Origin of the sequence: Rhizobium sp. BR 315 (assembly GCF_050577975.1) — a bacterium.
In the GTDB taxonomy this organism is placed as follows: domain Bacteria; phylum Pseudomonadota; class Alphaproteobacteria; order Rhizobiales; family Rhizobiaceae; genus Rhizobium; species Rhizobium miluonense.
Map to the genome: position 1 here is coordinate 19,693 of NZ_JARWKZ010000027.1, position 25,768 is coordinate 45,460.

General features: G+C 59.9%; 26 protein-coding genes. 19 read left to right on the forward strand and 7 right to left on the reverse strand.

The window, feature by feature from the left end:
- The first annotated feature begins 1 nt into the window (after window position 1).
- The 4 genes from QD409_RS22550 to rnk all read left to right on the forward strand — a co-directional run bounded on the left by QD409_RS22550 (window position 2) and on the right by rnk (window position 4,827).
- Window positions 2-865, forward strand: a complete 864-nt coding sequence (locus QD409_RS22550; protein WP_092853130.1) for a serine hydrolase — start codon at window positions 2-4, stop codon at window positions 863-865.
- 29 nt (window positions 866-894) lie between these two features.
- Window positions 895-2,436, forward strand: a complete 1,542-nt coding sequence (locus QD409_RS22555; protein WP_092853128.1) for an ABC transporter substrate-binding protein — start codon at window positions 895-897, stop codon at window positions 2,434-2,436.
- A 124-nt stretch (window positions 2,437-2,560) separates the two neighbouring features.
- Complete coding sequence (locus tag QD409_RS22560) at window positions 2,561-4,003, forward strand: M20 family metallopeptidase (protein ID WP_092853126.1); 1,443 nt, start codon at window positions 2,561-2,563, stop codon at window positions 4,001-4,003.
- Between the two features lie 386 nt (window positions 4,004-4,389).
- Window positions 4,390-4,827, forward strand: coding sequence for a nucleoside diphosphate kinase regulator (gene rnk / locus QD409_RS22565; protein ID WP_092853124.1), 438 nt, complete (start codon window positions 4,390-4,392; stop codon window positions 4,825-4,827).
- 499 nt (window positions 4,828-5,326) lie between these two features.
- Here rnk and QD409_RS22570 read toward each other — a convergent pair whose 3' ends face one another.
- Window positions 5,327-6,391 carry an AraC family transcriptional regulator gene (locus tag QD409_RS22570; protein ID WP_425348556.1) on the reverse strand — a complete coding sequence of 355 codons (1,065 nt, stop codon included), beginning with the start codon at window positions 6,389-6,391 and terminating at the stop codon, window positions 5,327-5,329.
- A 141-nt stretch (window positions 6,392-6,532) separates the two neighbouring features.
- On the opposite strand from QD409_RS22570, the gene QD409_RS22575 reads away from it, so the two are divergent.
- The 7 genes from QD409_RS22575 (at window position 6,533) to lpdA (ending at window position 14,679) form a co-directional block, all read left to right on the forward strand.
- Window positions 6,533-7,300: a 3-hydroxyacyl-CoA dehydrogenase gene (locus QD409_RS22575; protein WP_092853116.1), complete on the forward strand. Its 768-nt coding sequence runs from the start codon at window positions 6,533-6,535 to the stop codon at window positions 7,298-7,300.
- Window positions 7,301-7,327: 27 nt separating this feature from the next.
- A complete protein-coding gene (locus tag QD409_RS22580; protein WP_092853114.1) occupies window positions 7,328-8,515 on the forward strand; it encodes an acetyl-CoA C-acyltransferase in 1,188 nt (395 codons plus the stop codon).
- Between the two features lie 25 nt (window positions 8,516-8,540).
- On the forward strand, window positions 8,541-9,668 hold the full coding sequence (locus QD409_RS22585) for an acyl-CoA dehydrogenase family protein (protein ID WP_092853112.1): 1,128 nt from the start codon (window positions 8,541-8,543) through the stop codon (window positions 9,666-9,668).
- A 69-nt stretch (window positions 9,669-9,737) separates the two neighbouring features.
- Window positions 9,738-10,970 carry a 3-methyl-2-oxobutanoate dehydrogenase (2-methylpropanoyl-transferring) subunit alpha gene (locus tag QD409_RS22590; protein WP_092853110.1) on the forward strand — a complete coding sequence of 411 codons (1,233 nt, stop codon included), beginning with the start codon at window positions 9,738-9,740 and terminating at the stop codon, window positions 10,968-10,970.
- Between the two features lies 1 nt (window position 10,971).
- The gene (locus tag QD409_RS22595) at window positions 10,972-11,985 is read left to right on the forward strand and encodes an alpha-ketoacid dehydrogenase subunit beta (RefSeq protein WP_092853109.1); all 1,014 of its coding nucleotides are present in this window, start codon (window positions 10,972-10,974) and stop codon (window positions 11,983-11,985) included.
- A gap of 2 nt (window positions 11,986-11,987) precedes the next feature.
- Window positions 11,988-13,286 (forward strand): dihydrolipoamide acetyltransferase family protein, encoded by a 1,299-nt coding sequence (locus tag QD409_RS22600; protein WP_092853107.1) that lies wholly within the window; start codon window positions 11,988-11,990, stop codon window positions 13,284-13,286.
- A gap of 4 nt (window positions 13,287-13,290) precedes the next feature.
- A complete protein-coding gene (gene lpdA, locus QD409_RS22605; protein ID WP_092853105.1) occupies window positions 13,291-14,679 on the forward strand; it encodes a dihydrolipoyl dehydrogenase in 1,389 nt (462 codons plus the stop codon).
- Window positions 14,680-15,242: 563 nt separating this feature from the next.
- Here lpdA and QD409_RS22610 read toward each other — a convergent pair.
- Window positions 15,243-16,145, reverse strand: coding sequence for a LysR substrate-binding domain-containing protein (locus tag QD409_RS22610; RefSeq protein WP_092853103.1), 903 nt, complete (start codon window positions 16,143-16,145; stop codon window positions 15,243-15,245).
- A 110-nt stretch (window positions 16,146-16,255) separates the two neighbouring features.
- On the opposite strand from QD409_RS22610, the gene QD409_RS22615 reads away from it, so the two are divergent.
- The 8 genes from QD409_RS22615 (at window position 16,256) to QD409_RS22650 (ending at window position 22,711) form a co-directional block, all read left to right on the forward strand.
- Window positions 16,256-16,408 carry a hypothetical protein gene (locus tag QD409_RS22615; protein WP_159432196.1) on the forward strand — a complete coding sequence of 51 codons (153 nt, stop codon included), beginning with the start codon at window positions 16,256-16,258 and terminating at the stop codon, window positions 16,406-16,408.
- 37 nt (window positions 16,409-16,445) lie between these two features.
- The gene (locus tag QD409_RS22620) at window positions 16,446-16,814 is read left to right on the forward strand and encodes a nuclear transport factor 2 family protein (RefSeq protein WP_092853101.1); all 369 of its coding nucleotides are present in this window, start codon (window positions 16,446-16,448) and stop codon (window positions 16,812-16,814) included.
- Window positions 16,815-16,971: 157 nt separating this feature from the next.
- The gene (locus QD409_RS22625) at window positions 16,972-17,898 is read left to right on the forward strand and encodes an MYG1 family protein (RefSeq protein ID WP_092853099.1); all 927 of its coding nucleotides are present in this window, start codon (window positions 16,972-16,974) and stop codon (window positions 17,896-17,898) included.
- 184 nt (window positions 17,899-18,082) lie between these two features.
- Entirely contained in the window at window positions 18,083-18,241 is a 159-nt protein-coding gene (locus QD409_RS22630; protein ID WP_425348557.1) for a helix-turn-helix domain-containing protein, read from the forward strand.
- Between the two features lie 795 nt (window positions 18,242-19,036).
- Complete coding sequence (locus QD409_RS22635; protein ID WP_092853096.1) at window positions 19,037-19,708, forward strand: response regulator transcription factor; 672 nt, start codon at window positions 19,037-19,039, stop codon at window positions 19,706-19,708.
- A 281-nt stretch (window positions 19,709-19,989) separates the two neighbouring features.
- Window positions 19,990-20,835, forward strand: a complete 846-nt coding sequence (locus QD409_RS22640; RefSeq protein ID WP_430763716.1) for a DUF3313 domain-containing protein — start codon at window positions 19,990-19,992, stop codon at window positions 20,833-20,835.
- Between the two features lie 387 nt (window positions 20,836-21,222).
- Complete coding sequence (locus tag QD409_RS22645) at window positions 21,223-21,606, forward strand: hypothetical protein (RefSeq protein WP_092853094.1); 384 nt, start codon at window positions 21,223-21,225, stop codon at window positions 21,604-21,606.
- 253 nt (window positions 21,607-21,859) lie between these two features.
- Window positions 21,860-22,711, forward strand: coding sequence for a PhzF family phenazine biosynthesis protein (locus tag QD409_RS22650; RefSeq protein ID WP_092853092.1), 852 nt, complete (start codon window positions 21,860-21,862; stop codon window positions 22,709-22,711).
- 61 nt (window positions 22,712-22,772) lie between these two features.
- On the opposite strand, the gene QD409_RS22655 is transcribed toward QD409_RS22650, so the two are convergent.
- The 5 genes from QD409_RS22655 to QD409_RS22675 form a co-directional block, all read right to left on the reverse strand.
- Window positions 22,773-23,483 carry a glutathione S-transferase family protein gene (locus QD409_RS22655; RefSeq protein WP_430763717.1) on the reverse strand — a complete coding sequence of 237 codons (711 nt, stop codon included), beginning with the start codon at window positions 23,481-23,483 and terminating at the stop codon, window positions 22,773-22,775.
- 2 nt (window positions 23,484-23,485) lie between these two features.
- Window positions 23,486-23,638, reverse strand: coding sequence for a hypothetical protein (locus tag QD409_RS22660; protein ID WP_159432195.1), 153 nt, complete (start codon window positions 23,636-23,638; stop codon window positions 23,486-23,488).
- 243 nt (window positions 23,639-23,881) lie between these two features.
- Window positions 23,882-24,571, reverse strand: a complete 690-nt coding sequence (locus tag QD409_RS22665; protein ID WP_092853088.1) for a type 1 glutamine amidotransferase domain-containing protein — start codon at window positions 24,569-24,571, stop codon at window positions 23,882-23,884.
- Between the two features lie 186 nt (window positions 24,572-24,757).
- Window positions 24,758-25,030, reverse strand: coding sequence for a tautomerase family protein (locus QD409_RS22670; protein WP_092853086.1), 273 nt, complete (start codon window positions 25,028-25,030; stop codon window positions 24,758-24,760).
- A gap of 26 nt (window positions 25,031-25,056) precedes the next feature.
- Window positions 25,057-25,767: an SDR family NAD(P)-dependent oxidoreductase gene (locus QD409_RS22675; protein ID WP_430763718.1), complete on the reverse strand. Its 711-nt coding sequence runs from the start codon at window positions 25,765-25,767 to the stop codon at window positions 25,057-25,059.
- Window position 25,768: the final 1 nt, after the last annotated feature.

Here is a 25,768-nt window from a genome sequence, read left to right on the forward strand (position 1 = left end):
TGTGGCAAGTCTTCCCAATTCCGCTTCGGTTGCCGAACGGCTCGCAGAAATCTGCGACGCGCAGCCCTTCGTAACCCGCTTCGTCGTTCGCAACCTTTTGACCGACGAGACGATCGAACGCGGCGCCGACGAAGAAACTCCCTCGGCGAGCACCCGCAAGACCTCGATCATGATGGCGGCATTGAAGGCGGCGCAGGAAGGTCGACTCGATCTTGACGAGCCGGTCACCTATGAAGCGCGCTTTGCCGAGGAAGTGGCAAGCGGCATGTTCCGCTATCTGACCCCTGGCATCGTCATTTCGCTGCGTGATGCCGTTACTGGCATGATGGTGCTCAGCGACAATGTCTGTACCAAGATGGTGTTCGAACGCCTGACGCTGGAAGAGGTCGACACCTATTGCAAGTCGATCGGTCTTGCCGGCACGCACCACCGGTTCCTTATCCCGCCGCTGGCCCTGCCCCCGGATCACGCACTGAAGTCGGTGACGACGACCACGGCGCGCGACCAGGCCACGCTTTTGCAAATGATCCTCGACGCGCAGAACTCGGCGGCAATGCGGGAGAAGCTTGGCGTCTCGGCAGAATTCTGCGCCTATGCACTGCAGACGCTGAAGAACCAGATCCTGCGCTATGCGATCCCGTCCCGACTGCCGTTCGGTACCGTCGTCGCCCACAAGGGCGGCACCGGCAAGCGCGGTCGCATGAATGCCGGCATCGTCTACCGTGACGGCGCGCCGTTCTACATCATCTCCGCCTATACCGATGAGGTGCCGCTTGCCATGCCGGACGGTACGCCGGGATATACGATCGCCTTGGAGACGATCGGCAGGCTGTCGCGCGCTTGCTGGGATGGATTTGCGTCATAACGATCAACGACAGATAAGAGGGTAGAACAGTGAAAAAGTTTCTTCTCGCGGGCACGGCCCTGCTTGCATTGGCAAATGTCGCGGCAGCGCGCGATATCACCATTGCGCAGAGTTCGGACCTGCGCAGCAACAATCCCGGCGTAAACCGCGACGGCAATACCGACGGCGTGATCCTGCACATCGTTGAAGGGCTTGTCGGCTACAATAACGCGGGCGAGGTGAAGCCGCTGCTCGCCAAGAGCTTCGAGACTTCCGCCGACGGGCTTGCCTATACGTTCAAGCTCAGGACCGATGTCAAATTCCATAATGGCAAGCTGCTGACGGCAGACGATGTGGTGTGGAACTGGACACGCTATCTGAAGCCTGAGACGAAATGGACTTGCCTGTCCGATTTTGCAGCCGGCGGTGCTGCGCATGTCACTGAAGTCAAGGCGGTCGACGCATCGACGGTCGAAATCAAGCTTGAAAAACCATCAGCCGTTTTCCTCGGCCTGATGTCGCGTCCGGAATGCGGTTATACCGGGATGATCTCGCCCGATTCCGTTGCCGCAGACGGCAGCTTTATCAAGCCCATCGGCACCGGTCCCTTCATGTGGGACGAATGGAAGAAGGGCGAATATATTCACCTGAAGAAATTCGCCGATTACCTCTCGCCGGCAAATGACGGCAAGCCGGACGGCATGGTCGGTTCCAAGCGGCCGCTTGCCGACGGCATCAAGTTCATGGTCATTCCCGATCCTTCGACCGTGAAAGCCGGTCTGGAATCGGGCGTGCTCGACACGGCCGAACTTTCGCCCGATCTCATCCCGGAAATCAAATCGAACCCGAAGATGCAGCTCATCGTGGCGCGCAACAACGGTAAGAACCTGTTCTACATTCAGACGCGCGATAAGGTGCTGAGCAAGCCGGGCGTGCGTCGCGCCATGGCGATGGCGCTCGATCTCGATGAACTCGTCGGTGCCGCATCCAACGGAACGGGTGAGGCCAATGGTTCGATGGTGTCGCAGGATTCCGTCTATTTCGACGCAACCCAGAAGAAGCGTCTGCCCTATGATCTGGAAGCAGCCAAGAAGGAACTTGCTGCCGCAGGCTACAAGGGCGAGCCGATCTCGATCATCGCCAACAAGCGCGGCAATGTGCCGAGCTTTCCGGTCGCCGTGATGGCGCAGGCCATGCTGCAGCAGATCGGCCTCAACGTGCAGATCGAGGTGCTCGACTACGCGACCCAGGTCGATCGCCGCCGCTCCGGCAACTATCAGATCATTTCGCAGTCGGTTGCGCCACGCCTCGATCCGGCGCTGATGTACTCCTTCTATGTCGGAGACAAGGACAAGAACGCCTCGCTGATGTGGGATGACCCGAAGGCGATCGAGCTGATGAAGGCTGCCTATGTCGAGGCCGATCAGACCAAGCGGCAGAAGATTTTCGACGAGTTCCACGAACTCATGCTGAAGAATATCCCAGGCATCTTCCTCTACGACATGGTCGATGTCTGGGGCGCTGCCAAGACGCTGAAGGGCCGGCCGGTCTGGCAATCGAACGCTCGCCTCTGGGAAGTGTCGGTCGACTGAGTGGCTTGCCCGCGCTGATGCGGATGGAGGCGCGGGCAGCTCATTTTTTCAGAAAAAGCCAGTGCCTTTCGGCGAGCGGCTTTCTGCGCCCTTCGAAGGCGCAAACACGATACGAGGACGAGCGATGAACCAAGAGGCCGTACAATCGATTGCCGCAGCGATCGAGGTGATGAAACCGGATTTCACCAAGCTGAGCGACAGCATCTGGGATTTCGCCGAGTTGAAATTCGAAGAGACGCGTTCGTCCGAACTCCTTGCCAAGACGCTGGAAGATAATGGCTTTTCACTGCGGCATGGCGTGGCAGGTATGGAGACGGCCTTTATCGGCGATTTTGGCGAAGGCAAGCCCGTTGTTGCCTTCCTCGGCGAGTTCGACGCACTGGCCGGCATGAGCCAGATCGCGAACGTCGCCGCGCACGAAGCCGTAATAGAGGGCGCCACAGGACATGGCTGCGGCCACAACCTGCTCGGTGTCGGCTCGCTGATGGCGGCGATTGCACTTGCCCGCCATATGAAGGCGAACAATCTTCCCGGCACCGTCCGCTATTACGGCTGCCCGGGCGAGGAGGGCGGTTCGGGCAAGACCTTCATGGTGCGCGCAGGTCTATTCGACGATGTCGATGCCGCTCTGACCTGGCATCCCGCGCCTTTCAATGGCGTCCGCTCGACCAATAATCTTGCGGTCATCGAATATTACTATCGTTTCAAGGGCATGGCCGCGCATGCATCGAATGCCGCCCATCTCGGCCGGTCGGCGCTCGATGCGGTGGAGCTGATGAATGTCGGCGTCAACTTCCTGCGCGAGCACATGCCGCAAGACTGCCGCGTGCATTATGCGATCACCGATACCGGCGGCAGGGCCGCGAATGTCGTTCAGGCAAAGGCCGAGGTGCTCTATCTGATCCGCGCTCCGGAAATGCCGCAGGCGCTGGATCTTGCCAAACGCGTCGAAAAAGTAGCGCGCGGTGCTGCCATGATGACGGAGACGGAGGTGGAGATCGTCTTCGATACTGCATCGACCAATCTTTTGCCAAACATCACACTCGAAACCGCCATGCATGAGAACATGACGGTGTTGGGACCGATCGCCTTCGACGAAGCGGATCTTGCCTTCGCCAAGTCGATCCAGCAAACCTTTGCGGAGGAAGCGATCAAGAGCAGCATCCGGCTTTACCAGATCAAGGGCGATGTCTTTTCCAATGCGAAGATCGACGGATCGACGCCGCTGCATCTCGGCTTGCGCGAATTCGAAGGCCAGTCGCATTTCCGCGCCGGATCGACCGATGTCGGCGACGTCAGCTGGGTGGTGCCGACGGCGCAATGCTGGACGCCGGCTTGGGCAATTGGCACCAACCCTCATACTTGGCAGGTCGTAGCCCAGGGAAAGAGCGCTGTCGCTCACAAGGCTATGGCGCATGCTGCAAAGGCACTTGCGACAACCGGCCTCTCGCTAATGACGTCACCGTCGCTATTGGCTCAGGCCAAAGCAGAGTGGCTGGAGAAGACGGAAGGCAAGCCTTATGTCTGCCCCATCCCAATGGATATCATGCCGGGAGACGAAGTTTAATTCTCGCCGTATCTCTCGACACAACGCCAGTTTAGGAGTGACGCGGCAACAAGAGGCCGATCGCTCCTTTGGTCATTTCACAGCCAAATCGTCTGCCCCCGAATGCCAGACGTTGCAACCGGTCGTCGGTGGATGGCATACGCCTGATTGGTCAGGCTTGACAAACGTTCCTTTAAATCCAACGATACATGCATGAACGTCTCGCGCCGCATATTTGCGTCTTGCCTAACGCATCGGCCGTTTCCCATCGCGGGAAACTAGCCCCGGCTTGGCCTCTGTTCCAAGTGCGGGGCTTGCGTAATGTCCTCCCTCCTTCAGTTCCGTCTTAGCTCGCGGCAAAGCTGCGCTTTTCGGAACATTCGATTGGCAAGAGCTTGAGCATCTCCATGGCAAAAGATCAGAAAATCGGCCTGCATCAGGGCAAACCCAGTATCGCCATCTGTCGGACGGATCGCGATAGGCTGACGAAACTCGCGGAAGCGATCTCCGATCGTTCGCCGATCATCGCGGAGGAATTGTTGGTTGAGCTCGACAGAGCTGATGTGGTCAGCGACGAAGCCATGCCGCGAGGTATCGTGCGGATGGGCTCGACGGTGGAATATCACTCGGACGACGGGCAGGAACGTCGCGTGTCGCTGGTCTATCCCGGCGAGGCGGACATTTCGCTTGGGAGGGTTTCTATTCTAACCCCGATCGGAACGGCACTGATCGGCCTTTCCGCTGGTCAATCGATCAGTTGGACCGCCCGTGACGAACACCGACACCGATTGACGGTAATCAGCGTCGGAGATCCGGATTTGGCGGCGATGGGGAAGGCCCAATAGCATTTCGATGACGTCTCATGCCGGCTGGCGTCAAGGCGGTTTGGACAACATGCGGTGCCTCGCGCGCATCATTTGGCGTGACGCGCGTGCCCAAGCAGGATGAAGCCGGCAAACCTCATATAGCCTTCAAATGGAACGATGTTTTCACTGACGGGTCAGGCTCGGCCGGATTCAGACTTCGGCTTGAAGTTGAGTGAAGTCCCGTCAGTTCACGTCAATTTTGCGGAGCGTGGAATCCCCGCATTTCGCTTGCTTGCCGGTTTCGAACGGCCCACTTCCGCACTAAGGTTCCTTCCAACCGGCAAGGACAGCCGCAATCTCGTCGCTTCGCCGGAATTGCGCAATGGCGTCGCAGTCGCCGGTGCGGTGCTGTTTCGGGCCATCAATGCCCCGTCTGAAGAGTTGTTGGGCCTGAGAGCGCGGCGGTAACGAAAATTCGGCCATGCCGACCTCATAACGAGTTGCGCATGGCCGATCCGCATCGGCAGTCCCGCAGAGATCATGGGCCTCGCGCAGTCGTCTCTCTTCGAAATGCGGCCGGGCTTCTTGCTGTCCATTTCCGAAATGCACGATGAAAGGCGCTGGGTTCGGAAAAGCCAAGGCGTGTCGCGATCTCTCCGACTCCGAACTCGGTCGTCTGCAGCATCTCGATTGCAAGATCGCGGCGGATTTCGTCTCTGATGGCTGCGTAATTCTGGCCCTCGGCCTGCAGGCGATGCCGCAGCGTCGAGGGTGACATGCGCATCTGCGCAGCCAAATCATCGAATGCTTTCCACGACGCAGGCGGCAGTTGCCGCAGCCGCTCGCGAACGCTCGCGGCAAGGCCGGCGTCATAGCGGTAGCGCACGAGGATGTTGGCGGGAGCATTGCGCAGAAACTGTTTCAGAGCCTGTTCGTTGCGTGTCACCGGTAGTTTCAGGACGGAGGCATCGAAAGCGAGCCTGCTGACCGGCTGCGAGAAGCGCACGGGTGCGCCGAAGAAAAGTCGATAGTCTGCTCCGTGATCGGGCTCGGCGCAGCGGAAATCGACCATCCGGAGGGGGATGCGGCGCCCGATGAGCCAGCAGGTAATGCCGTGCAGCAGGATCCAGTAGGTCCGGTAGGCAAAGGCGGAGCGCGCGCTTGCCGAATCCGTCAGCACGATCTGCGCCAGCCCATCGGCAATTTCGAGATGCCCTTGCGGGTCTTCCAGCACGACGTTCAAAAATCGCAGCGCGCGCCGCAGAGCCTGGTCGAGGGTCTTGGCATGCAACACGCAGTGGCAGAGCAGCGTGAAGCTGCCGCGCCGCATCGGCCTGCTGCCCATGCCGAAGAATTCGTCGTCCATCTCGGCCGCAATCGCGAGCCACAGTGCACCATAGCTTTCTGCCGAAATCGGCGCGTCCATCCGGGTAGACAGGCCGAGCGAAGTCAGCACTCGCTCGGGCGATTTTCCCTGTCGTCGAACGCAATCGAGCGCCTCTTTCACGAAGAAGGGTGATATCATCCGCCGTGCGGCTTCCGTCATCGTCATGCCCTGTGAAATATGGTAAAACTGGCCGATAGTTTGAGACGCTTCTGTCATCGTATGCAATATCGCACGGAGATAGAGTAGGGCAAGGCGCCAAGCAAATCGCGCCCTGCCGGGAGGATGCAATACGGCGGGCGAGCGTTCGGTGCTTTGAGGTCGCCCTATTGAAATCGAAGGCGCTGGAGGAGAGCGACCATGTTGATCCGTGGGAAGAGTTTCGTCATCACCGGTGGCGGTTCGGGCCTTGGTGCAGCGGTCGCGCGGATGCTAGCGGGCGAGGGCGCGAATGTGGTGATCGCCGACCTCAATACGGACACAGGCGCCGGCATTGTCGCTGAACTTGGAGCCGGCGCAGCCTTTATCAAGACCGATGTCACTGAGGAGGGGGACGCGCAGGCCGCGATCGACACGGCGCAGGAGCGCTTCGGCCATCTGCATGGGTTGGTGAATTGCGCCGGCGTCGCTCCGGGCGAAAAGGTGATCGGTCGCAATGGCCCGCACCGGCTTGACAGCTTTGCTCGCACGATCGGCATCAATCTCATCGGCACTTTCAACATGATCCGGCTCGCCGCAGCGGCAATCGCCAAGAATGAGCCTGATGCGGAGGGCGAGCGTGGCCTCATCGTCAACACAGCATCGATCGCCGCTTTCGATGGGCAGGTTGGTCAGGCGGCCTATGCGGCCTCCAAGGGTGGCGTTGCGGCCATGACGCTGCCGATCGCCCGGGAATTGGCTCGCAGCGGCATTCGGGTCGTCACGGTCGCGCCAGGCATCTTCGAGACGCCGATGATGGCCGGCATGCCGCAAGAGGTACGGGAATCGCTTGGCAAGAGCGTGCCCTTTCCGACGCGTCTTGGGAGGCCGGTGGAATTCGCCGGATTGGTGCGCCACATCTGTGAAAACGTCATGCTGAATGGCGAGGTCATCCGCCTCGATGGTGCGTTGCGCATGGCGCCGCACTGAGACAGGCTCATTACGGGAGGTTTTGATATGACGCTACAGGATCCGATCGTCATCGTTGGCTCGGCCCGTACGCCAATTGGCGGTTTTCAGGGGGATTTCAGAGATTCGACCGCAGCGGAACTCGGCGCGGCTGCCATCCGCGCCGCGCTTGAGCGCAGCGGCATCAGCCCTGACGCCGTGGATGAGACGGTTTTCGGTTGCGTTCTTCCGGCCGGACAAGGCCAGGCGCCGGCCAGGCAAGCCGCGATCGCGGCGGGTCTGCCGTTTGCCACGGGGGCGACCACCGTCAACAAGATGTGCGGTTCGGGGATGAAGGCCGTCATGTTGGCACATGATCTTATCGGCGCCGGCAGCGCTTCGATCGCCGTCGCCGGCGGCATGGAGAGCATGACGAATGCACCTTACCTCCTCGACCGGGCCCGCAGCGGCTACCGGCTCGGACACGGCCGTGTCATCGACCATATGTTCCTGGACGGGCTGGAGGATGCGTATGACAAGGGACGCCTCATGGGCACCTTCGCGGAGGACTGCGCCGAGGCCTACCAGTTCACTCGCCCTGCGCAGGACGACTACGCCGTCACATCTTTGACCCGCGCCCGCAATGCGATTGAAGAGGGCGCCTTCGACGCCGAGATCGTGCCCGTCACCGTAAAGGCGGGGCGGTCCGAGCTGGTCGTCAGCCGTGACGAGCAGCCCGGCAAGGCGAAGCTCGAGAAGATTCCGACGCTGAAGCCGGCCTTTCGCGAAAACGGCACGGTGACCGCTGCGAACGCATCTTCCATATCAGATGGTGCTGCCGCGCTGGTGCTGATGCGGCGCTCTCAGGCCGAGCGCGAGGGCATCGCTCCGCTTGCCACCATCGTCGGCCACGCCACGCATTCGCAGGCGCCCAATCTCTTCGCGACGGCACCGATCGGTGCGCTGCGTAAGCTTGGCGAACGCACTGGCTGGAACCTTGGGGATGTCGACCTGTTCGAGATCAATGAGGCCTTTGCCGTCGTCGCCATGGCTGCGATGCGCGATCTCGACTTGCCGTATGACAAGGTCAATATTCATGGCGGCGCCTGTGCGCTCGGCCATCCGATCGGTGCATCCGGCGCCCGCGTGCTTGTTACGCTGCTTTCCGCACTCAGGCGTTACGGCATGAAACGCGGCATGGCGACCCTCTGCATCGGTGGCGGTGAGGCGACCGCGATGGCCGTCGAACTGAATTGAACGGTTTCGAGGAGGAGACCGCGACATGATCCTGACTGAAGACCAGATCCAGATCCGCGATATGGCGCGCGATTTCGCGCGCGAAAGGCTGGCGCCGGGCGCGGCCGCGCGCGATGAGAAAAGCCGGTTTCCTCGCGAAGAGCTGAAGGAAATGGGTGAGCTCGGCTTCCTCGGCATGCTTGTCCCCGAAGCCTATGGCGGCTCGGAAACGGGCGTGATCGCCTATGCCGTGGCGCTCGAGGAGATCGCCGCCGGTGATGGCCCTTGCTCCACCATCATGAGCGTCCACAGCTCCGTCGGCTGCGTGCCGATCCTGAAATACGGCACTGAGGAGCAGAAGCAGCGTTTCCTTCCGAAACTTGCCAGTGGTGAATGGATCGGCGGCTTTGCCCTCACCGAGCCGCAGGCCGGCTCCGACGCCTCGAACCTGAAGACCCGCGCCCGCCGCGACGGAGATCACTATGTCATCGACGGCGCCAAGCAGTTCATTACTTCGGGCAAGAACGGCAATATCATCATCGTCTTCGCCGTCACCGACCCGAATGCGGGCAAGAAGGGCATTTCCGCCTTCATCGTGCCGACCGACACGCCCGGCTACGAGGTCGTGCGCGTCGAACACAAGCTTGGCCTGCACTCGTCGGACACATGTCAGATCGCCTTTACCAACATGCGCATCCCTGCAGATCATCGGCTTGGTGAGGAAGGCGACGGCTACAGGATTGCCCTGTCGAATCTGGAGGGCGGGCGCATCGGCATCGCATCGCAGTCCGTCGGCATGGCCCGCGCGGCTTTCGAGGCGGCGCGCGATTATGCCCGCGAGCGCACGGCCTTCGGCTCGCCGATCATCGACCATCAGGCGGTTGCCTTCCGGCTCGCCGACATGGCGACGCAGATCGAGGTGGCCCGCCAGATGGTGCTGCATGCCGCCCAGTTGAAGGAGGAAGGACAACCCTGTCTCACCGAAGCGTCCATGGCCAAACTGTTCGCCTCGGAAATGGCCGAAAGGGTCTGCTCCGATGCGATCCAGATTCATGGCGGCTACGGATACATGGCGGACTATCCGGTTGAGCGCATCTACCGCGATGTCCGCATCTGCCAGATCTACGAGGGAACGAGCGACGTCCAGCGCATCGTTATCGCACGCAATTTGTAGAATATCTGCGGCCGTGCTTGCCGTGGGGAGCAACGGGCAGGGCGGCCGACAAGGGAGGTATCACAGGATATGAATGAGGTTCCAAATCTGAGCCTGCACGTCCCCGAGCCGGCGGTCCGGCCCGGCGGCCAGCCGGATTTCTCCAACGTCAAGATCGCAAAAGCCGGGTCCGTGCCGCGGCCGGCGATTGACGTGGCACCGGAAGAGATTCGCGATCTCGCCTATTCCATCATCCGCGTGCTCAACCGCGACGGCGAGGCGGTCGGCCCCTGGGCCGGGCTGCTCTCCGATGAGGAGCTGCTGACGGGGCTGCGCAACATGATGAAGCTCAGGGCCTTCGACGCCCGCATGCTGATGGCGCAGCGGCAGGGAAAGACCTCCTTCTATATGCAGCACCTTGGTGAGGAGGCGGTCAGTTCCGCTTTCCGCAAGGCGCTGAACAAGGGAGACATGAACTTCCCGACCTACCGGCAGGCGGGGCTGCTGATCGCCGACGACTATCCCATGGTCGAGATGATGAACCAGATCTATTCGAACGAGGCGGATCCGCTGCGTGGCCGGCAACTGCCGATCATGTATTCGTCAAAGGAACATGGCTTCTTCACCATCTCCGGCAACCTTGCCACCCAATATGTGCAGGCCGTCGGCTGGGCCATGGCGTCGGCCATCAAGAACGACACCAAGATCGCGGCCGCCTGGATCGGCGACGGCTCGACCGCCGAATCCGACTTCCACTCCGCTTTGGTCTTTGCCTCCACCTACAAAGCGCCTGTCATCCTCAACATCGTCAACAACCAGTGGGCCATTTCGACCTTCCAGGGCATCGCCCGCGGCGGCTCCGGCACCTTCGCCGCTCGAGGTCTCGGCTTCGGCATCCCGGCGCTGCGTGTCGATGGCAACGACTATTTGGCTGTTTATGCCGTTGCCAAATGGGCTGCCGAGCGCGCACGGCGCAACCTCGGCCCGACGCTGATCGAATATGTTACCTATCGCGTCGGCGCCCACTCCACATCCGATGACCCGAGTGCCTACCGTCCGAAGACCGAATCCGAGGCCTGGCCGCTTGGTGATCCGGTGTTGCGGCTGAAGAAGCATCTGATCGTGCGCGGTGTCTGGTCTGAAGAACGCCACGCCCAGGCGGAGGCCGAGGTCCTCGATGAGGTCATCGAGGCACAGAAGCAAGCCGAAAGCCACGGCACGCTCCATGCCGGCGGAAAGCCGTCGGTGCGGGACATCTTCGAGGGCGTCTATGCGGAAATGCCCGCCCATATCCGCCGCCAGCGGCAGAAGGCAGGATACTGACATGGCAAGAATGACAATGATCGAGGCCGTGCGCAGCGCCATGGACGTCTCGATGGGGCGTGACGACAATGTCGTCGTCTTCGGCGAAGACGTCGGCTATTTCGGCGGCGTTTTCCGTGCCACGCAGGGGCTGCAAGCCAAGTATGGCAAGACCCGCTGCTTTGATGCGCCGATCAATGAATCCGGCATCCTTGGCACCGCGATCGGCATGGCGGCTTATGGCTTAAAGCCATGCGTCGAAATCCAGTTCGCCGACTATATGTATCCCGCCTATGACCAGATCACCCAGGAGGCGGCACGCATCCGCTATCGCTCCAACGGCGACTTCACCTGCCCGATCGTCGTGCGCATGCCGACGGGCGGCGGCATCTTCGGCGGGCAGACGCACAGCCAGAGCCCCGAGGCGCTGTTCACCCATGTCTGCGGCCTGAAGGTGATCGTGCCTTCCAACCCCTACGATGCCAAGGGCCTGCTGATCGCGGCGATCGAGGATACGGATCCGGTGATGTTCCTCGAACCCAAGCGGCTCTATAACGGCCCCTTCGACGGCCATCACGAGCGGCCCGTTACGCCCTGGTCGAAACATGAGCTCGGCGAGGTTCCGGAGGGGCACTACACGATCCCGATCGGCAAGGCGGAAGTCCGCCGGGCCGGCAGTGCGGTTACCGTCATCGCCTATGGCACGATGGTGCATGTGGCGCTCGCCGCGGCGGAAGAGACGGGGATCGATGCCGAGGTGATCGACCTGCGCAGCCTCCTGCCGCTCGACCTCGATACCATCGTCCAGTCGGTGAAGAAGACAGGCCGTTGTGTCGTCGTGCACGAAGCGACGCTCACCTCCGGCTTCGGCGGCGAAATCGCTTCGCTGGTTCAGGAGCATTGCTTCTATAGTCTCGAGGCGCCGATCGTGCGCGTGACCGGCTGGGACACGCCCTATCCGCATGCACAGGAATGGGACTATTTCCCTGGCCCCGCCCGTGTCGGCCGGGCGTTGAAAGAAGTGATGGAGGGCTGAGGATGGGCGAGTTTGTCATCAAGATGCCCGATGTGGGCGAAGGCGTGGCCGAGGCCGAACTGGTCGAATGGCATGTCAAGCCGGGCGACCCGGTACGTGAGGACATGGTGCTCGCCGCTGTCATGACCGATAAGGCGACGGTGGAAATTCCCTCTCCGGTCGATGGTGTCGTCCTCTGGCTCGGCGCCGAGGTCGGCGACACAGTCGCCGTCAAAGCACCCTTGCTGCGCATCGAGGTTGCCGGCGAGGGCGGAGCCGAAGAGGCTCGAGCCACCACGATTGAGCCGCCGGTGAAGGTGGAAGAAGTCAAAGACAAGCCCGCAGAGGCGAAGTCGGCACCGTCGCCTTCGACCAGACCGTTGGTCGAAGCCTTAATCACCGAGCCGGAAAAATTCGCCGAGCATGCTGTCGCTCGCGAACCGACGGAGCGACCGCTCGCTTCCCCTGCCGTCCGCTTGCGTGCCCAGGAGGCCGGCGTCGATCTGCGCCAGGTGACCGGTACCGGCCCGGCCCGTCGCATCACCCATGACGACCTTGACCAGTTCATTGCGCGCGGCGCCCAGTCCGCCGCTGTTGCTCCAACCGGGCTTGCTCGCAAGACTGCCATCGAAGAGATCAAGGTGACCGGCTTGCGCCGCCGCATAGCCGAGAAGATGCGTTTGGCAAGCTCGCGCATTCCGCACATCACCTATGTCGAAGAGGTTGATGTTACCGACCTCGAGGACCTGCGCGCGACGATGAATGCCGGCCGCAAGTCTGATCAGCCGAAGCTGACCATCCTGCCGTTCCTGATGCGCGCGCTCGTCAAGACGATTGGCGAGCAGCACGGCGTCAACGCCACATTCGACGACGATGCCGGTGTCGTCACCCGCTACAGTGCCGTCCATATCGGCATCGCCACGCAGACGCCGTCCGGCCTGACGGTGCCCGTCGTCCGGCACGCAGAGGCCCGGTCGATCTGGGACGTCGCCGCCGAACTCACGCGCCTCGCCGATGCCGCTCGCAACGGCACTGCCGCGCGTGAGGAGCTTTCCGGCTCCACGATCACCATCACCTCGCTCGGCGCGCTCGGCGGCATCGTCACGACGCCGATCATCAATCATCCGGAAGTGGCGATCGTCGGCGTCAACAAGATCATGACCCGGCCCGTCTGGGACGGCACGCAGTTCGTCCCGCGCAAGATCATGAACCTGTCGTCGAGCTTCGACCATCGGATCGTCGATGGCTGGGACGCAGCGGTTTTCGTGCAGCGGATCAAGGCTCTGCTCGAAACCCCCGCACTAATCTTCATCGAAGGTTGATGACATGAAAGAAATCGTCTGCAAGCTCCTCGTCATCGGCGCCGGCCCCGGCGGCTACATCTGTGCCATTCGCGCCGGCCAGCTCGGCGTCGACACGGTCATCGTCGAATCGACGAAGGCCGGGGGCACCTGCCTGAACATCGGCTGCATCCCGTCCAAGGCGCTGATCCATGCGGCCGAGGAGTTCGAGAAAGTCAGCCAAATGACCAGTGCCAATGCGCTCGGCATTACGGTCGAGGCGCCGAGGCTCGATCTCGCCCAGACTATACGATGGAAGGATGGCATCGTCGGCCGGTTGAATAGCGGCGTGCTTGGCCTCCTGCGCAAGGCCAAGGTCAAGATCGTGCACGGGCAGGCGAAGTTCCGCGACGGCAAAACCGTCGAGGTTGAAACCGAGACCGGAACCCAGATCATCCGCGCCGATACGGTTGTGATCGCGACAGGCTCCGAACCGGTCGAGCTGCCGTCGCTGCCCTTTGGCGGCGCGGTCCTCTCTTCCACCGAAGCGCTGGCGCTGACGAGCGTTCCGGCCGCGCTTGCGGTTGTCGGCGGCGGCTATATCGGCCTGGAGCTCGGCACCGCCTTCGCCAAAATGGGCGCGCATGTCACTGTGGTCGAGGCAATGTCGCAGATCCTGCCGCAATATGATGCCGAGCTCGTCAAGCCGGTCGCAAAGCGCCTGAATGAACTGGGCGTGCGCGTTTTGACCGGCGCAAAGGCAAAGGGCTATTCCGGGGAGGCGTTGGTAATCGAGACCGCCGCCGGCGAGGGAGAGCGGATCGCCGCAGACAAGGTGCTCGTCACCGTCGGGCGCAAGCCGCGTACCGAAGGATGGGGTCTTGAAGAACTCGATCTCGATCGCACCGGACGCTTCATCCGCATCGACGAGCGCTGCCGCACGTCGATGCGCGGCGTCTATGCGATCGGCGACGTCACCGGCGAGCCGATGCTCGCTCATCGTGCCATGGCACAGGGCGAGATGGTTGCGGAGATCGTTGCCGGCCGCAAGCGCGCCTGGGACAAGCGTGCGATCCCCGCCGTCTGCTTCACAGATCCGGAGATCGTCACCGCGGGCCTTTCGCCCGACGAGGCCCGCGCCCAGGGTTACGAAATCCGTGTCGGCCTCTTCCCCTTCGCTGCCAATGGCCGTGCGATGACCACCCAGTCGGAAGACGGTTTCGTCCGCGCCGTGGCGCGCGTGGACACGAGCCTGGTGCTCGGTCTGCAGGCTGTCGGCGCCGGCGTCTCGGAGCTCTCCAGTGCCTTTTCGCTGGCGCTCGAAATGGGCGCGCGGCTGGAAGATATCGCCGGCACCATCCACGCCCATCCGACCCGCAGCGAAGGCCTGCAGGAGGCCGCATTGAAAGCACTTGGCCATGCCCTGCACATCTGAACCCGCAATGCGGGTCGAAGCCCCCTTTGGCGGAAGACCCTGATCGGCGCATCGGTCCGTCCGTCCGAATCCAGCTCAATCTGTCGGAGGCGCTGACAGCCTAACGCCTCCGCTCGTCCTCGGACTGTCTCTCGATCAATTCAGGTCAATCGACTTTGGCTATCATCAAGAGGTTGCTATCGAGATCCTCGAAGCTGAAATAGGCATCATGCGGGGTGCAAAATCCTTGCCATCGAGAACGAGTTTCGTCTCGCGGACCATGGGGACGGTCCAGAGATGGCCGAAGACCATGTCGCCCTGCGGTGCAGTATCGAGCGGGCGTGCATATCATGCTCGGGCGGCGATAATCTCGGGGCGGGAATGAAGACTGCGCCAATATCTCGGATGATCAAATTCTTCTCCACCGACTAAAGCCGGTTTGCCGCACTATGGCGCTGAAAATTGCGACAAGATTACATGAAGCGAAAACAATCGCTGATGGACGGCGGTTTGGCGGTGAAGCTGTTTGCTGCTTGTAGGTGCAACGAAACCACAGGGCTATCGCCGTGCATTCCGGCACGCCGTCAACGCGTCAGGGCATCACGCGGAAATCCGGCGGCAAGGCTATCGATGAATTTTCGCACAGCAGGTGGGAGGCCTCGTCTGGTGGTGAATACCAGATGCACCAATCCCCGCATCCCACTCCAGGCCGGCAGGACGCGAACGAGCGAACCAGCGTCGAGTGCCTGCCGACAGGTATGATCGGGGAGGAAGGCGACGCCCAATCCTGCGATCGCGGCCGAACGAACCGCAGAGAAATCGGCACAACCCATTCGCGGCGCATGCCGAAGAATGTGCGTACGACCGTCGTTTGTCGTCAGGTGCCAGTCGATCTCCCCTTGCTCCTCCGTGGTCGCCAGAGTTGGAAAATGTTTGAGATCGTCGATATCGGCCATCTTGCTTGCAAGCTGCGGACTGGTGACAAGGATGCGAACGGACTCCCCGAGCGACCGCATCGTCAGCGAGGCGTCGCTATCGAGCGAAGTCCGGACACGCAGCGCAACGTCAATCCGCTCTTCGATGAGGTCGACCGGTCGGTCGGCGACGACGAGCTGAAGACGAACTTTCGGATAGCGGTCGAGAAACTGCGTCAGGAGGGGCGAGATGGCTTCAATAAGCCCCGTCGGGCAGCTCATGCGTACAACACCGTGCGGTTCCGACTGTGCTTCCGCTATCAAAGCTTCGGCACGCTCGGCCTCCGCCAGCATGGTCTTACAGTGCTTGTAGAAGCTCTGGCCGACGTCGGTTACCCTGAAACGCCGACTTGACCGCTCGATCAAGCGGACGCCGAGACGCGCCTCCAGACCGGCAACGCGGCGGCTAAGCTTTGATTTTGGCTCGCGCAGCGCGCGACCTGCCGCCGCAAAGCCGCCATGCGCTACCACTTCGGCAAAATACGCGAAATCGTTCAGGTCAGTTCGCACCATCGTTCCTCATTTGGAACGATGGATATCATATATACTGACTATTTGCATCATCGTTCTCCTGGCATGCTCTTCATCAGCAGGCGATTAGACCGCGATTAAGGAGAATGACCATGATGAAGAGGTTCGAAAACAAGGCTGCGATTGCGCCAGGCGGCACGAGCGGTATCGGACCGGCCGCAGCAAAGGCCTCCGCCAATAATGGCGCTTCGATCGTCGTCAACCGCATCGAACGTTTCGTCGACGGCGGCGAGGCCAAGATCTGATCGCTATCCAGCTTCATCCTCACATTGGAGAACAATTATGTCCTATGACGTTGCTACCTTGCTTACCCGCAATCTTCACGAGGTGTTCGGCGAGGGCGATGATGCCCGTCGTCGTGCGGTAGTGAACGAAATTTTCACGGAGGACGCAGTGTTTTATGAACCGAACGGCGTCTATCGCGGCCGCGACGAGATCGTACGGATAGCCGGGGTGATCCGCGCCACTCATCCGAGCTTCCGGTACACGGCCCTAAAGGCACCCGAAGTTCTGCATGATCGGGCGGGCCGCGTCCAATGGGTCTCAGGCGCCCCGGGCGCATCGCCGGCATATGCGGGCACGGATGTGATTGTTGCTCGGCAAGGCAGGATCGCCGAGATCTATCTGTTTTTCGATCCCTTGCCACTCTAGCCGACACATCGGAGGGAAACTCCTGTGCGTGGTGAGGGCTGTTCTCAGCGACTAATGCGGCCAAATGCAAATTTGGTGGGTTGAGCTGACATCGTGCAGCGGCTATCTGGTGCCAACCCCGAAAGGGCTCTTCGCTAGCATTAAGGTTTATCGCGGCATGATTCCAAATTTCCTTATCACCCACTCCGGTGGCTTTCATGCTGATGAAATACTTTCCAGCGTCATCCTCACCCGGCTGTTCCCGCAGGCTCGCCTCGTCCGCAGCAGGGCTCCGGAATGGATCATGCCCGGCGCGGACCGCATCGTCTACGATGTGGGTGGAAAATATGATGCCGCAGAACGGATCTTCGATCACCATCAGCGCGGCGCGCCGTTGCGGGACGATGGTCAGCCGTTCAGCTCATTCGGCCTGATTTGGAAGCACTATGGCCGTGATTATCTCGTCGCCAGCGGCCTTCCCGAAGCGCATATCGAGGCGGTTCATGCCTCCTTCGATGCGAGCTTTGTGCTGCCGGTCGATCTGATGGACAATGGTGCAATCAGCCCCGCAATCGCGGGGCCGCTGGCCGGGCTCACTCTGCCGGCATTGCTGGAAACCCTAAAGCCTGTTTTCGACGAAACCGACCCGGAGGCCGACGATCGCTGCTTCCACAGCGCACTCGCCATTGCCCGCAGCTTCGTCGAGGCAAAGATTGCTCAAAGTGCCGCAAAGCTGCGCGCCGAGTCGCTTGTGCATCAGGCGATCAGGGATGCGGGTGAAGGACGAATTCTGGAACTGCGAATGGGAATGCCGTTCCGTCCCGCCATCGTAAAGGCTGGCGCCGATCATCTGCTATTTGTCGTGCATCCGCGCGAAAAGGATTGGTGCCTGACCGGCATTCGTCGCGCGGACGAGGGATTTGAGCTGCGCGCCGATCTGCCTGCGGCCTGGGCTGGTTTGACCGATGGCGACCTGGAGGCGGCTTGCGGCGTAAAGGGCGCGAGCTTTTGCCACAATGGCCGTTTCATTGCGGCTGCCAAGACCCGTGAGGCTGCTCTCGCTATGGCCGAGTTGGCGGTAAGGGAAGCGACCTCCAACCACTAGGCGTCGAGAATAGATGTCGCATTGGGCCGCGCCGCCTGATGATTGACGGCGTTGTCATGTGGTCGGCGAATGATGGGTGAGGGCGTGCCTGCCCACCTTTGCTCCCACTCCAAACGACACCTATCCACCCAAGCGGCAGCCCGCGCGAGCAAACATGTCCTCGACAATGATGGGGGTCGCGGGGATGTCAGCCGGCGATGTGCTCGGCGCGGCATGCGAACCGGTGACGAAGCAGGGTAAGGTCAAGGGAGTGAGGTTCGATACGCTCGAACGAATTTGCTGCTTTCTTGAATGCCAGCCGGGCGACATTCTGCGTTATGACCCTGACGATCCCGTCGAATGAGCCTCCGGCGTAGCGAGTGACCTCAGATCCGGCAATGCTTACCAAAGAGCAAGATGCCGTCACGGCCTTCGCTCGAGGCGCCGTGGCGAGCTCGGCCGTTAGCGTTTGGAACAGGGCTGAAAAGCGGAAAATTCCCCATGGAAATCAATTGGCTGGTTTGCTGATGCGGTCCATCTTATGGCAAGGTGAGCCGTGTGGCTGCCGGGCAGTCTAGCGCCTTAGATTTGCCATCCTCATAATCGAATTACGAGCAATAGGTTTGATCTTGTATTCATTTGATCGATTCATGCGATCGAAGTCGACTAAGTACAGCGTTGGTTCCGTCGACATAATTGTGTTTGGTGCATGCAGCGCCTCCATATGCGTATAGTGAAAAGCTCTCTGGCTTCGCAACAGATATGCCCAATGTTGCAGTTTCGAGACACGAACAGTGACTTAGATCCTTTGAAACTTCGGAACATACGCATGAACGCCCATTGGAAGCGATACAACTGTCGAGTCTAACATGTCGATCTCTTGATAATGGACGGTAGATGCTCTGTTGCCAAAGATCGTATATGCGGGCTGCCGCCAATACACTTTCCATAGGCCAATATGGCACGTAGTTCGAGCAACAAGCCAGCATGCCTTCAATCGGGAATTTCCTTTCCTGCCATATACATGCGATCATCATCCGATGATCTCATGTGATGCAGCTAATGGAATGCGCTTACAGGACAGCAGATCCTGTAGCTGTCGTCGTTAGGAGCGTGCGAGAAATGCACCAGTTCACCCCATCGGCAGGAACTGATCATAATGAGGATTTTGCTTGTTGAGGATGAGGAGCAGATGGCTGCTGCCCTTGCGGCGGTACTCGCGAAACAGGGCATTGTCATAGATCATACCAAGTTTCTGGAGGATGCGTTCGAGCTCACGTGTCAACACGTCTATGATGCTATTCTCTTGGACCGTCATCTGCCTGATGGCGAGGGTTTGACGATCATTCCGCGACTGAGAGCTAGGGGCTCTGATACACCTGTTATCGTTCTTTCGGCTAAAAACAACCCGCAGGAGCGGATCGACGGGCTCAACGCTGGCGCCGACGACTATCTTGGAAAGCCATTTCTGGTAGACGAGCTTATGGCTCGCTTACGCGCAGTCATTCGTCGCCCGCCGCACATAGCGGCTCCGCAAATCACGGTCGGCGATCTAACCATAGATGCACTGCATTTCAGCGCCACCGTTGCAGGGGTGGCGCTCGAACTGCCGAGACGAGAACTCCTCGTGCTTCTCACATTGGCGAAGCGCCAGGGAAAGACGACGACACGCACAGTCCTCGAATCGGCGGTCTACAATTATGAGGAGGAGATACAGTCGAACACACTGGACGCTCATGTCTCCAGACTAAGAAAAAGGCTGCTTGATGCCGGATCGGCTGTGACGATCCGCAATATCAGAGGTGTCGGCTTTCTGATGAGAGAAAATTGATGCTTATTTGTCGTGCCAAGCCGCAAGGGGCGGCCTGGGTGGTGAGACAGATGGCAACCAATCATCGAAGCCCCGTCGCCATCGTAAACACCTGCGGAAGGACCTCTGCAGCGCGGCCCAGCCTATCACATAACGCCGCCGCCGAGGCTTCACGTCAGACTATCACAATGATCCCCGGTTAAATCGTCTCCATCATTTCGATAGCTGCAGGGAAACGAATGGAACCGAATTTGACGATGCCTGGACCCGTGTACCATCACTGGCGCAAAAGGGGGGCGGTGATGTCCTTCAAGGTAGCTCCCCTTTTTGTCCTGCCTATAGCGATGGTGATGGTGGGGTGCAGCAGTATTCCCCTTAAGGACGCCGGCACGCTGACAACCTATAAAAATCTCGGTCCAGCAAAGGGAAACACAAGCAAATCTCGAACTTTCGTTGACAAGAACGGACTGGCCAACGTTCGCACCGTCAAGATTTTTCCGACAAGCTATGGGTTTAATGCCGGCGCTCAAATCAAGGATCCGCAGGATCGGGCACTTGTCTCCAATGCCATCAATCGTGCCCTGTGTATCGCGCTGAGCAACAAGTATCAGATCGTCCCACTCGGCCAGCCGGCGGATCTGACCGTCAAAGCGGTCATCAGCGATATGGTTCCGACGAACAAGAAGGTCGCCGGAATATCGAAGGCGGCCTCCCTTGGATCCAGTGCCGTCATAGGGTTTGGAATACCGCGTCTTCCTATCGGGTTCGGAGGATTGGCGGTCGAAGGCGAGGCGGTCGATGCGTATGGCGTTCAACGCGCTGCAATAATTTGGGCGCGAGGAGCCAATTCTTTCACGACCGGCGCGCGAGTGTCGGATGTGGGGGACGCATACAGCCTCGCATCCAGTTTCGGCAATCAGTTTGCAGAAATGCTCAAAGACGGAAAGCAGCCTGGCGGCTTCAAGCTCTCATTGCCGTCTTCGGATCAGATCAAAGCCACACTGGGCGGGAAGCCAAAATATGCCGCGTGTGAGGCTTTTGGCGGCACGAAGGGTCTTGTCGGTGTGGTGGCCGGCGAGTTCGGAGCGCCGCCGTCCTGGACCGATCGCGCGGGCGCGGCTCCAGCGAAAGATCCCAGTCATCAGTAGCAACGATACATTGCCGGCGACAACTTTCAAAAGGTTTCTGCCCCATTGTCGGGATATTGGTCAGCCTCGCTTTCACGTATGCGCCATCTTCCCGCAAGATCGCCGTATCAAGCGAGGCAACATGTCTAACAGGCTGAAAACCCGTTTTCTCAGGTCTATTGCAGCTGTCGTTATCATGGTCTCGTTGCTTGGCGGCCCGGTTTTCATATTCATCTTAAAATATCAGCAGGTGATAGCCCCTATCTATTCGTCGCTGTACGAGAATGGAGCCTTGTCACTGCATTGCAGCTCATGCGTAAGGCAGAGGGCTTATAGACCATGAATGTGTTCCATCTATCTTTCACGTCAACAGCGTTTCAGTGTATCTCTTGAGGGGAACCATAGCCGATGACGGGTGCCTACAGGTCGATTTTCGGGCAGGAATTGCAAAAGTCGAAAGGTGGCAGACGGTTGACTTATACCGCTATCTTCGGTTTTTCTGTATTGCTGTCTATCGCTATCTCATTTTTGTTTGAGTTCTATCTACTCGAAGTCGGGATGTGGGGCTCTGCCTTCTTTCTCAGTTCTACGACTGCAGCTGGCCTGCTCTGTTTGTTGGTTGGTAGCCTCGCCGCAAGCAGTGAGCTAAAAAATGCGGCGTTCCAGTCTAAGTGGCTGCTAGTAATTGTACTTTCACTAACCCTCGGATATCTGGCCATAATATCTGGACAAAACCTGGGGGAATCGCTGCTGAGCCCGGACTTCATGATCTTTTGGGCGCTACCCTCATAATGACTGTGTGTTGTCAGTCGATCTGCCTGACGCGCGCAGGAAAGGTGGGAGACTGCCGAGAACCTTTCTTGATTGCCTGCGGCGCGACCAGATGGCGACAAGGAACCTGCGGCAACGACCCGTCACGAAAGCTTAACTTAAGTTTGGAATTTTGCCTCCGAAGCGGCAGCCAGGCGGGATAGGAAACTTGCCGACGCTGCACAGCCATCTTTGGCAAAGTACGCTGTCAAAGATACAAGCGAGGTAGGATTCCATGCAAGGAAAACAGACACGAACGCTGAGCTTTCAGCAGGTCGATGTATTCTCTTCTCATCCCCTGCGGGGTAACCCTCTGGCCGTCGTCATGGACGCAGATGATTTGCCGGATGCGCAGATGGCCGCCTTTGCAAATTGGACCAACCTGAGCGAAACGACCTTTCTCTTGCGCCCACAGCATCCGGAAGCCGATTATCGCGTTCGGATATTCACTCCCCAGACTGAACTGCCGTTTGCGGGACATCCCACGCTTGGCAGTTGCCACGCATGGCTCGTCGCTCGGGGAGAGGGCGCGAAGGGAGATATCGTTCAGGAATGTGCGGCCGGTCTCATTCGCGTGCGAAAGTTTGAGGATGGCCTGGCGTTTGCAGCTCCACCGCTCGTGCGGCAAGGCGACCTCGAACCGGCCTTGTTCAAGCAAATCTTGAGTGGCCTCCATCTTTCGCCCGAAGATGTCGTTGCGGCGCAATGGGTGGATAACGGCCCGGGATGGCTGGCCTTGCTCCTCAAAAGCCGCAGGGATGTTCTCGCTTTGAAGCCCGACTTCCGGGCAATCTCCGGCATTCGAGTTGGGGTCTGTGCCCCATGGCATCCGGACGAGGATGGCCGGGAGGCGGATTTTGAGGTTCGGGCATTCACGGCGGCCGGTTTCGAAGATCCCGTAACCGGCAGTCTCAATGCGGGAATAGCGCGCTGGCTGATTGGCAGCGGCATCGCCGGAACCGCATACATTGCGGCCCAAGGGACCGTCCTTGGACGTGAAGGGCGCGTCCGCGTGGTACAGGACAGCGATGCGATATGGATCGGCGGAAACGTGAGTACCTGCATAACAGGAACGGTTTCGTTTTAGGCCACGTAGCGGATCTTGTCGGTGGCCCGCCGGAGGAAGTCTTCGATCCCTGTGACGCTTGTCATGACCGTGCCTCTTCGGCGGGAACATGTGGGGCGGAGCGGGCGAGCCCGCCGAATGCGTCGAGAAGGCGATCACGCCAATGGAAGACCGGATCGTCGGCTGCGAGCAACTCGGCCGGGCTCGAGCAGCGTGCCCACATGAACATGCCGAACACGCAGTAATCGGCATAAGCGGGCTCCGAACCGCATAGGTAGGCGCGTTCCCTCAGGACATGCCGCAGCGGCGACAAGGCGCTCCGCAATGCCGAGAGATGAGCCGGCCGATCGGTGACGACGGCTTCGAGGCTCTCGCCGAAACGCTTTTCGCGCGATGTGCGGAAATAGGCTTGATCGACCGGCGCCAGACAGTCGTGAATGTCGCGCAGGATGATGCGGGCGATCAGGGGCAGCAAGGTTTTATCGGCCCAGGCATTGATGAAGCCGGCGAGTTGCGCGGCAGCGTCGCCTCCGAACAGGGTGGGCGTGTTCGGATATCGCGCTTCCAGATACTGTGCGATGTGCCAGGAATCGCTCACTGTCTCGGTGCCATTGACCAGCACCGGCACAAAGCCTTGTCCGGAAAAGGCGATGGCGTCTTTCTCCGTGAAGCGCCAAGGCCGGCTTTCCGCTGTAAGCCCCTTGTGCGCAAGCGCCATGCGCACCTTCCAGCAATGCGGGCTGAAAAGCAGATTGTCATCGCTTCCGGCGAGTTCATAGAGCACCATGCCCATGGTCACTGCTCCCCAACGGTCTTTATCGTCTGAGCGAAGAGGCCCTTCTTGCCATTCTCGGTAACCAGAGCGACGCGATAATGCTGCCGCATCTTCTCTGGAGAGGCCGTGATCTTCCGCCTGTTCGAAGTGTTCGAGCAATGGAGGTCGATCATTCTTTGGCCCTCAGCGGCAGCGTCCGTGGCCCTTCTTTGGTACGATCACCAGGTTTGACTGTCGTGTCAAGAATGAACCGGGATAACCAAGGCCTCCAGCTGTGTAGCCGTGACTTTCAAATGGGAAGCCGGGGCTGTCGATGCCGCCCCGGCCTGTTTTCTGATGCTGCTGTGATGGTTGGAACTCGCAGTTGCGAACGATTTCGGCGCGGGCAAGCTCCTCGCTTGTTCCGTGCGCAGGCGCTACTTGCCTTGCTTGCGCAACGCCTCGATCAGAAGTTCGGCAGCTGGGCCGGAAGACGCCGGATTCTGCCCCGTGATCAATCGGCCATCGACGACGGTGTGGACACCCCAATCCTTGACCTTCGAGAAGATGGCCCCGAGGCTCAGCAGCTCGTCCTCCACCAGGAACGGCACGATCTCGGTCAGGCCGACAGCTTCCTCTTCGCCGTTGGTGAAGCCAGTCACGCTCCGTCCGGTTACGAAGGGCGTGCCGTCGGAGTTCTTCACACGATGCAGAACGCCAGGCGCATGGCATACAAGAGCGATGGTCTTGCCGGCGGCGACGAAGGATTCGATCAGGCTGATCGAGTCCGGATCCTCAGCGAGATCCCACATCGGCCCATGGCCGCCCGGATAGAATACCGTATCGAAGTCCTCCTGCTTCACGCTGCTGAGGCGCACCGTGTCGGCGAGTTGCGCCTTGGCGGCTTCGTCGGCATTGAAGCGCCGGGTCAAGTCGGTCTGGAAAGAAGACTCGTCGCTCTTCGGGTCCAGTGGCGGCTGGCCGCCCCTGGGCGATGCGAGGGTAATTTCTGCGCCGGCGTCCTTGAATGCATAGTACGGTGCCGCCAGTTCTTCCAGCCAGAAGCCGGTCTTGCGACCGGTACTGCCAAGCTGATCGTGCGACGTCAAAACCATGAGAACTTTCATTTCAACCTCCTGATGTGTCCGGTCCAAAGTCGCTGTTGTTTTTCGATGCGGTAGTGACCAATCGCTTTTCTGCCGTCGTTCTCGTTCGGCTTGCGCCCGATTGATACTGCCGGCGACGACATGCCCCATGCTGCGTTTGCTAGGAGCCTCAAAGGAGGCTCCGCTTCTCAGGATGCACCGGCAAGTTCAGTTGCTAGTGCCATCTTCGTGGAGCTTCTTTGAAGCCGAACCTTGTGCGGCCAGCTTGTTGCGATACTCGGCAACGGGCATGCCACCCCAGCCCCAGTCTTCCATCTCCACTTCCTCGACAACCACCCAGGTCCATTCCGGCGGCTTGCCGAGCACATCGAACAGAACCTGGCTGATGCCCTTGTAAATCTCGGCCTTCTGCGCGGCCGTCGTGCGATCGACGCCGGGCTCCGTGCCTTCTCGGGTTAGTTTAACAGTAACGAATGGCATTGACGTGTCTCCTTTGGGACTTTCGATCAGTGGCCGGCGCTCTGGCCGCCATCGACATGCAGGATCTCGCCGGTCACGAAGGGCGCGGCTTCGAGATAGAGGACGCCATTGACAATATCGGTGATTTCGCCGATCCGGCCGACCGGGTGCAGCGCGCCGAGAAACTCATGGGTTTCGGGCTTGTGCATCGGGGTCTTGATCACGCCCGGCGCGACTGCATTCACGCGGATGCCGCGACGGGCATATTCGATAGCTAGGCTCTTGGTCGCGGCAGCAATGCCACCCTTCGACAGCGAAGCGAGAACGGAAGGAACCGAGGACAGCGCATGCTCGACCAGCGTCGTGGTGATGCTGACGATATGGCCGCTGCCCTGCGTCTCCATCGCTGCGACGGCTGCCTGAGTGATATAGAAAAAACCGTTGAGGTTGGTCGAGACGACCTGGGCATATTGTTCAGGAGAATACTCGGTGAAAGGTGCTGCGAGGAAGATGCCAGCATTGTTCACCAGCGTATCGACGCGGCCGAACTGGCGAAGCGCCTCGGCGATGACGCGCTGGCCGGTCTCAGGATTGCCAATGTCGCCGGCGATGGTGAGAACGTCGGGATCGCTGGACGGTTTGATCGACCGCGATGTCGCGACGACGCGGTAATTGCGGTCGAGATAGGCCTTGACCAGGGCCTCGCCGATGCCTTGCGATGCGCCGGTGATGACGGCGACTTTGCGTTCCTTGCTCATG

Coding starts and splice junctions, on each gene's coding strand:
- QD409_RS22580 (WP_092853114.1), top strand. CDS start 7,328: ATGACGCTACAGGATCCGATCGTCATCGTTGGCTCGGCCCGTACGCCA.
- QD409_RS22570 (WP_425348556.1), bottom strand. CDS start 6,391: ATGACAGAAGCGTCTCAAACTATCGGCCAGTTTTACCATATTTCACAG.
- QD409_RS22590 (WP_092853110.1), top strand. CDS start 9,738: ATGAATGAGGTTCCAAATCTGAGCCTGCACGTCCCCGAGCCGGCGGTC.
- QD409_RS22585 (WP_092853112.1), top strand. CDS start 8,541: ATGATCCTGACTGAAGACCAGATCCAGATCCGCGATATGGCGCGCGAT.
- QD409_RS22670 (WP_092853086.1), bottom strand. CDS start 25,030: ATGCCATTCGTTACTGTTAAACTAACCCGAGAAGGCACGGAGCCCGGC.
- QD409_RS22645 (WP_092853094.1), top strand. CDS start 21,223: ATGACGGGTGCCTACAGGTCGATTTTCGGGCAGGAATTGCAAAAGTCG.
- QD409_RS22655 (WP_430763717.1), bottom strand. CDS start 23,483: ATGGGCATGGTGCTCTATGAACTCGCCGGAAGCGATGACAATCTGCTT.
- QD409_RS22675 (WP_430763718.1), bottom strand. CDS start 25,767: ATGAGCAAGGAACGCAAAGTCGCCGTCATCACCGGCGCATCGCAAGGC.
- QD409_RS22650 (WP_092853092.1), top strand. CDS start 21,860: ATGCAAGGAAAACAGACACGAACGCTGAGCTTTCAGCAGGTCGATGTA.
- QD409_RS22635 (WP_092853096.1), top strand. CDS start 19,037: ATGAGGATTTTGCTTGTTGAGGATGAGGAGCAGATGGCTGCTGCCCTT.
- QD409_RS22665 (WP_092853088.1), bottom strand. CDS start 24,571: ATGAAAGTTCTCATGGTTTTGACGTCGCACGATCAGCTTGGCAGTACC.
- QD409_RS22660 (WP_159432195.1), bottom strand. CDS start 23,638: ATGATCGACCTCCATTGCTCGAACACTTCGAACAGGCGGAAGATCACG.
- QD409_RS22625 (WP_092853099.1), top strand. CDS start 16,972: ATGATTCCAAATTTCCTTATCACCCACTCCGGTGGCTTTCATGCTGAT.
- QD409_RS22640 (WP_430763716.1), top strand. CDS start 19,990: ATGTCCTTCAAGGTAGCTCCCCTTTTTGTCCTGCCTATAGCGATGGTG.
- QD409_RS22600 (WP_092853107.1), top strand. CDS start 11,988: ATGGGCGAGTTTGTCATCAAGATGCCCGATGTGGGCGAAGGCGTGGCC.
- QD409_RS22575 (WP_092853116.1), top strand. CDS start 6,533: ATGTTGATCCGTGGGAAGAGTTTCGTCATCACCGGTGGCGGTTCGGGC.
- QD409_RS22615 (WP_159432196.1), top strand. CDS start 16,256: ATGATGAAGAGGTTCGAAAACAAGGCTGCGATTGCGCCAGGCGGCACG.
- QD409_RS22610 (WP_092853103.1), bottom strand. CDS start 16,145: ATGGTGCGAACTGACCTGAACGATTTCGCGTATTTTGCCGAAGTGGTA.
- QD409_RS22595 (WP_092853109.1), top strand. CDS start 10,972: ATGGCAAGAATGACAATGATCGAGGCCGTGCGCAGCGCCATGGACGTC.
- lpdA (WP_092853105.1), top strand. CDS start 13,291: ATGAAAGAAATCGTCTGCAAGCTCCTCGTCATCGGCGCCGGCCCCGGC.
- rnk (WP_092853124.1), top strand. CDS start 4,390: ATGGCAAAAGATCAGAAAATCGGCCTGCATCAGGGCAAACCCAGTATC.
- QD409_RS22560 (WP_092853126.1), top strand. CDS start 2,561: ATGAACCAAGAGGCCGTACAATCGATTGCCGCAGCGATCGAGGTGATG.
- QD409_RS22630 (WP_425348557.1), top strand. CDS start 18,083: ATGTCAGCCGGCGATGTGCTCGGCGCGGCATGCGAACCGGTGACGAAG.
- QD409_RS22620 (WP_092853101.1), top strand. CDS start 16,446: ATGTCCTATGACGTTGCTACCTTGCTTACCCGCAATCTTCACGAGGTG.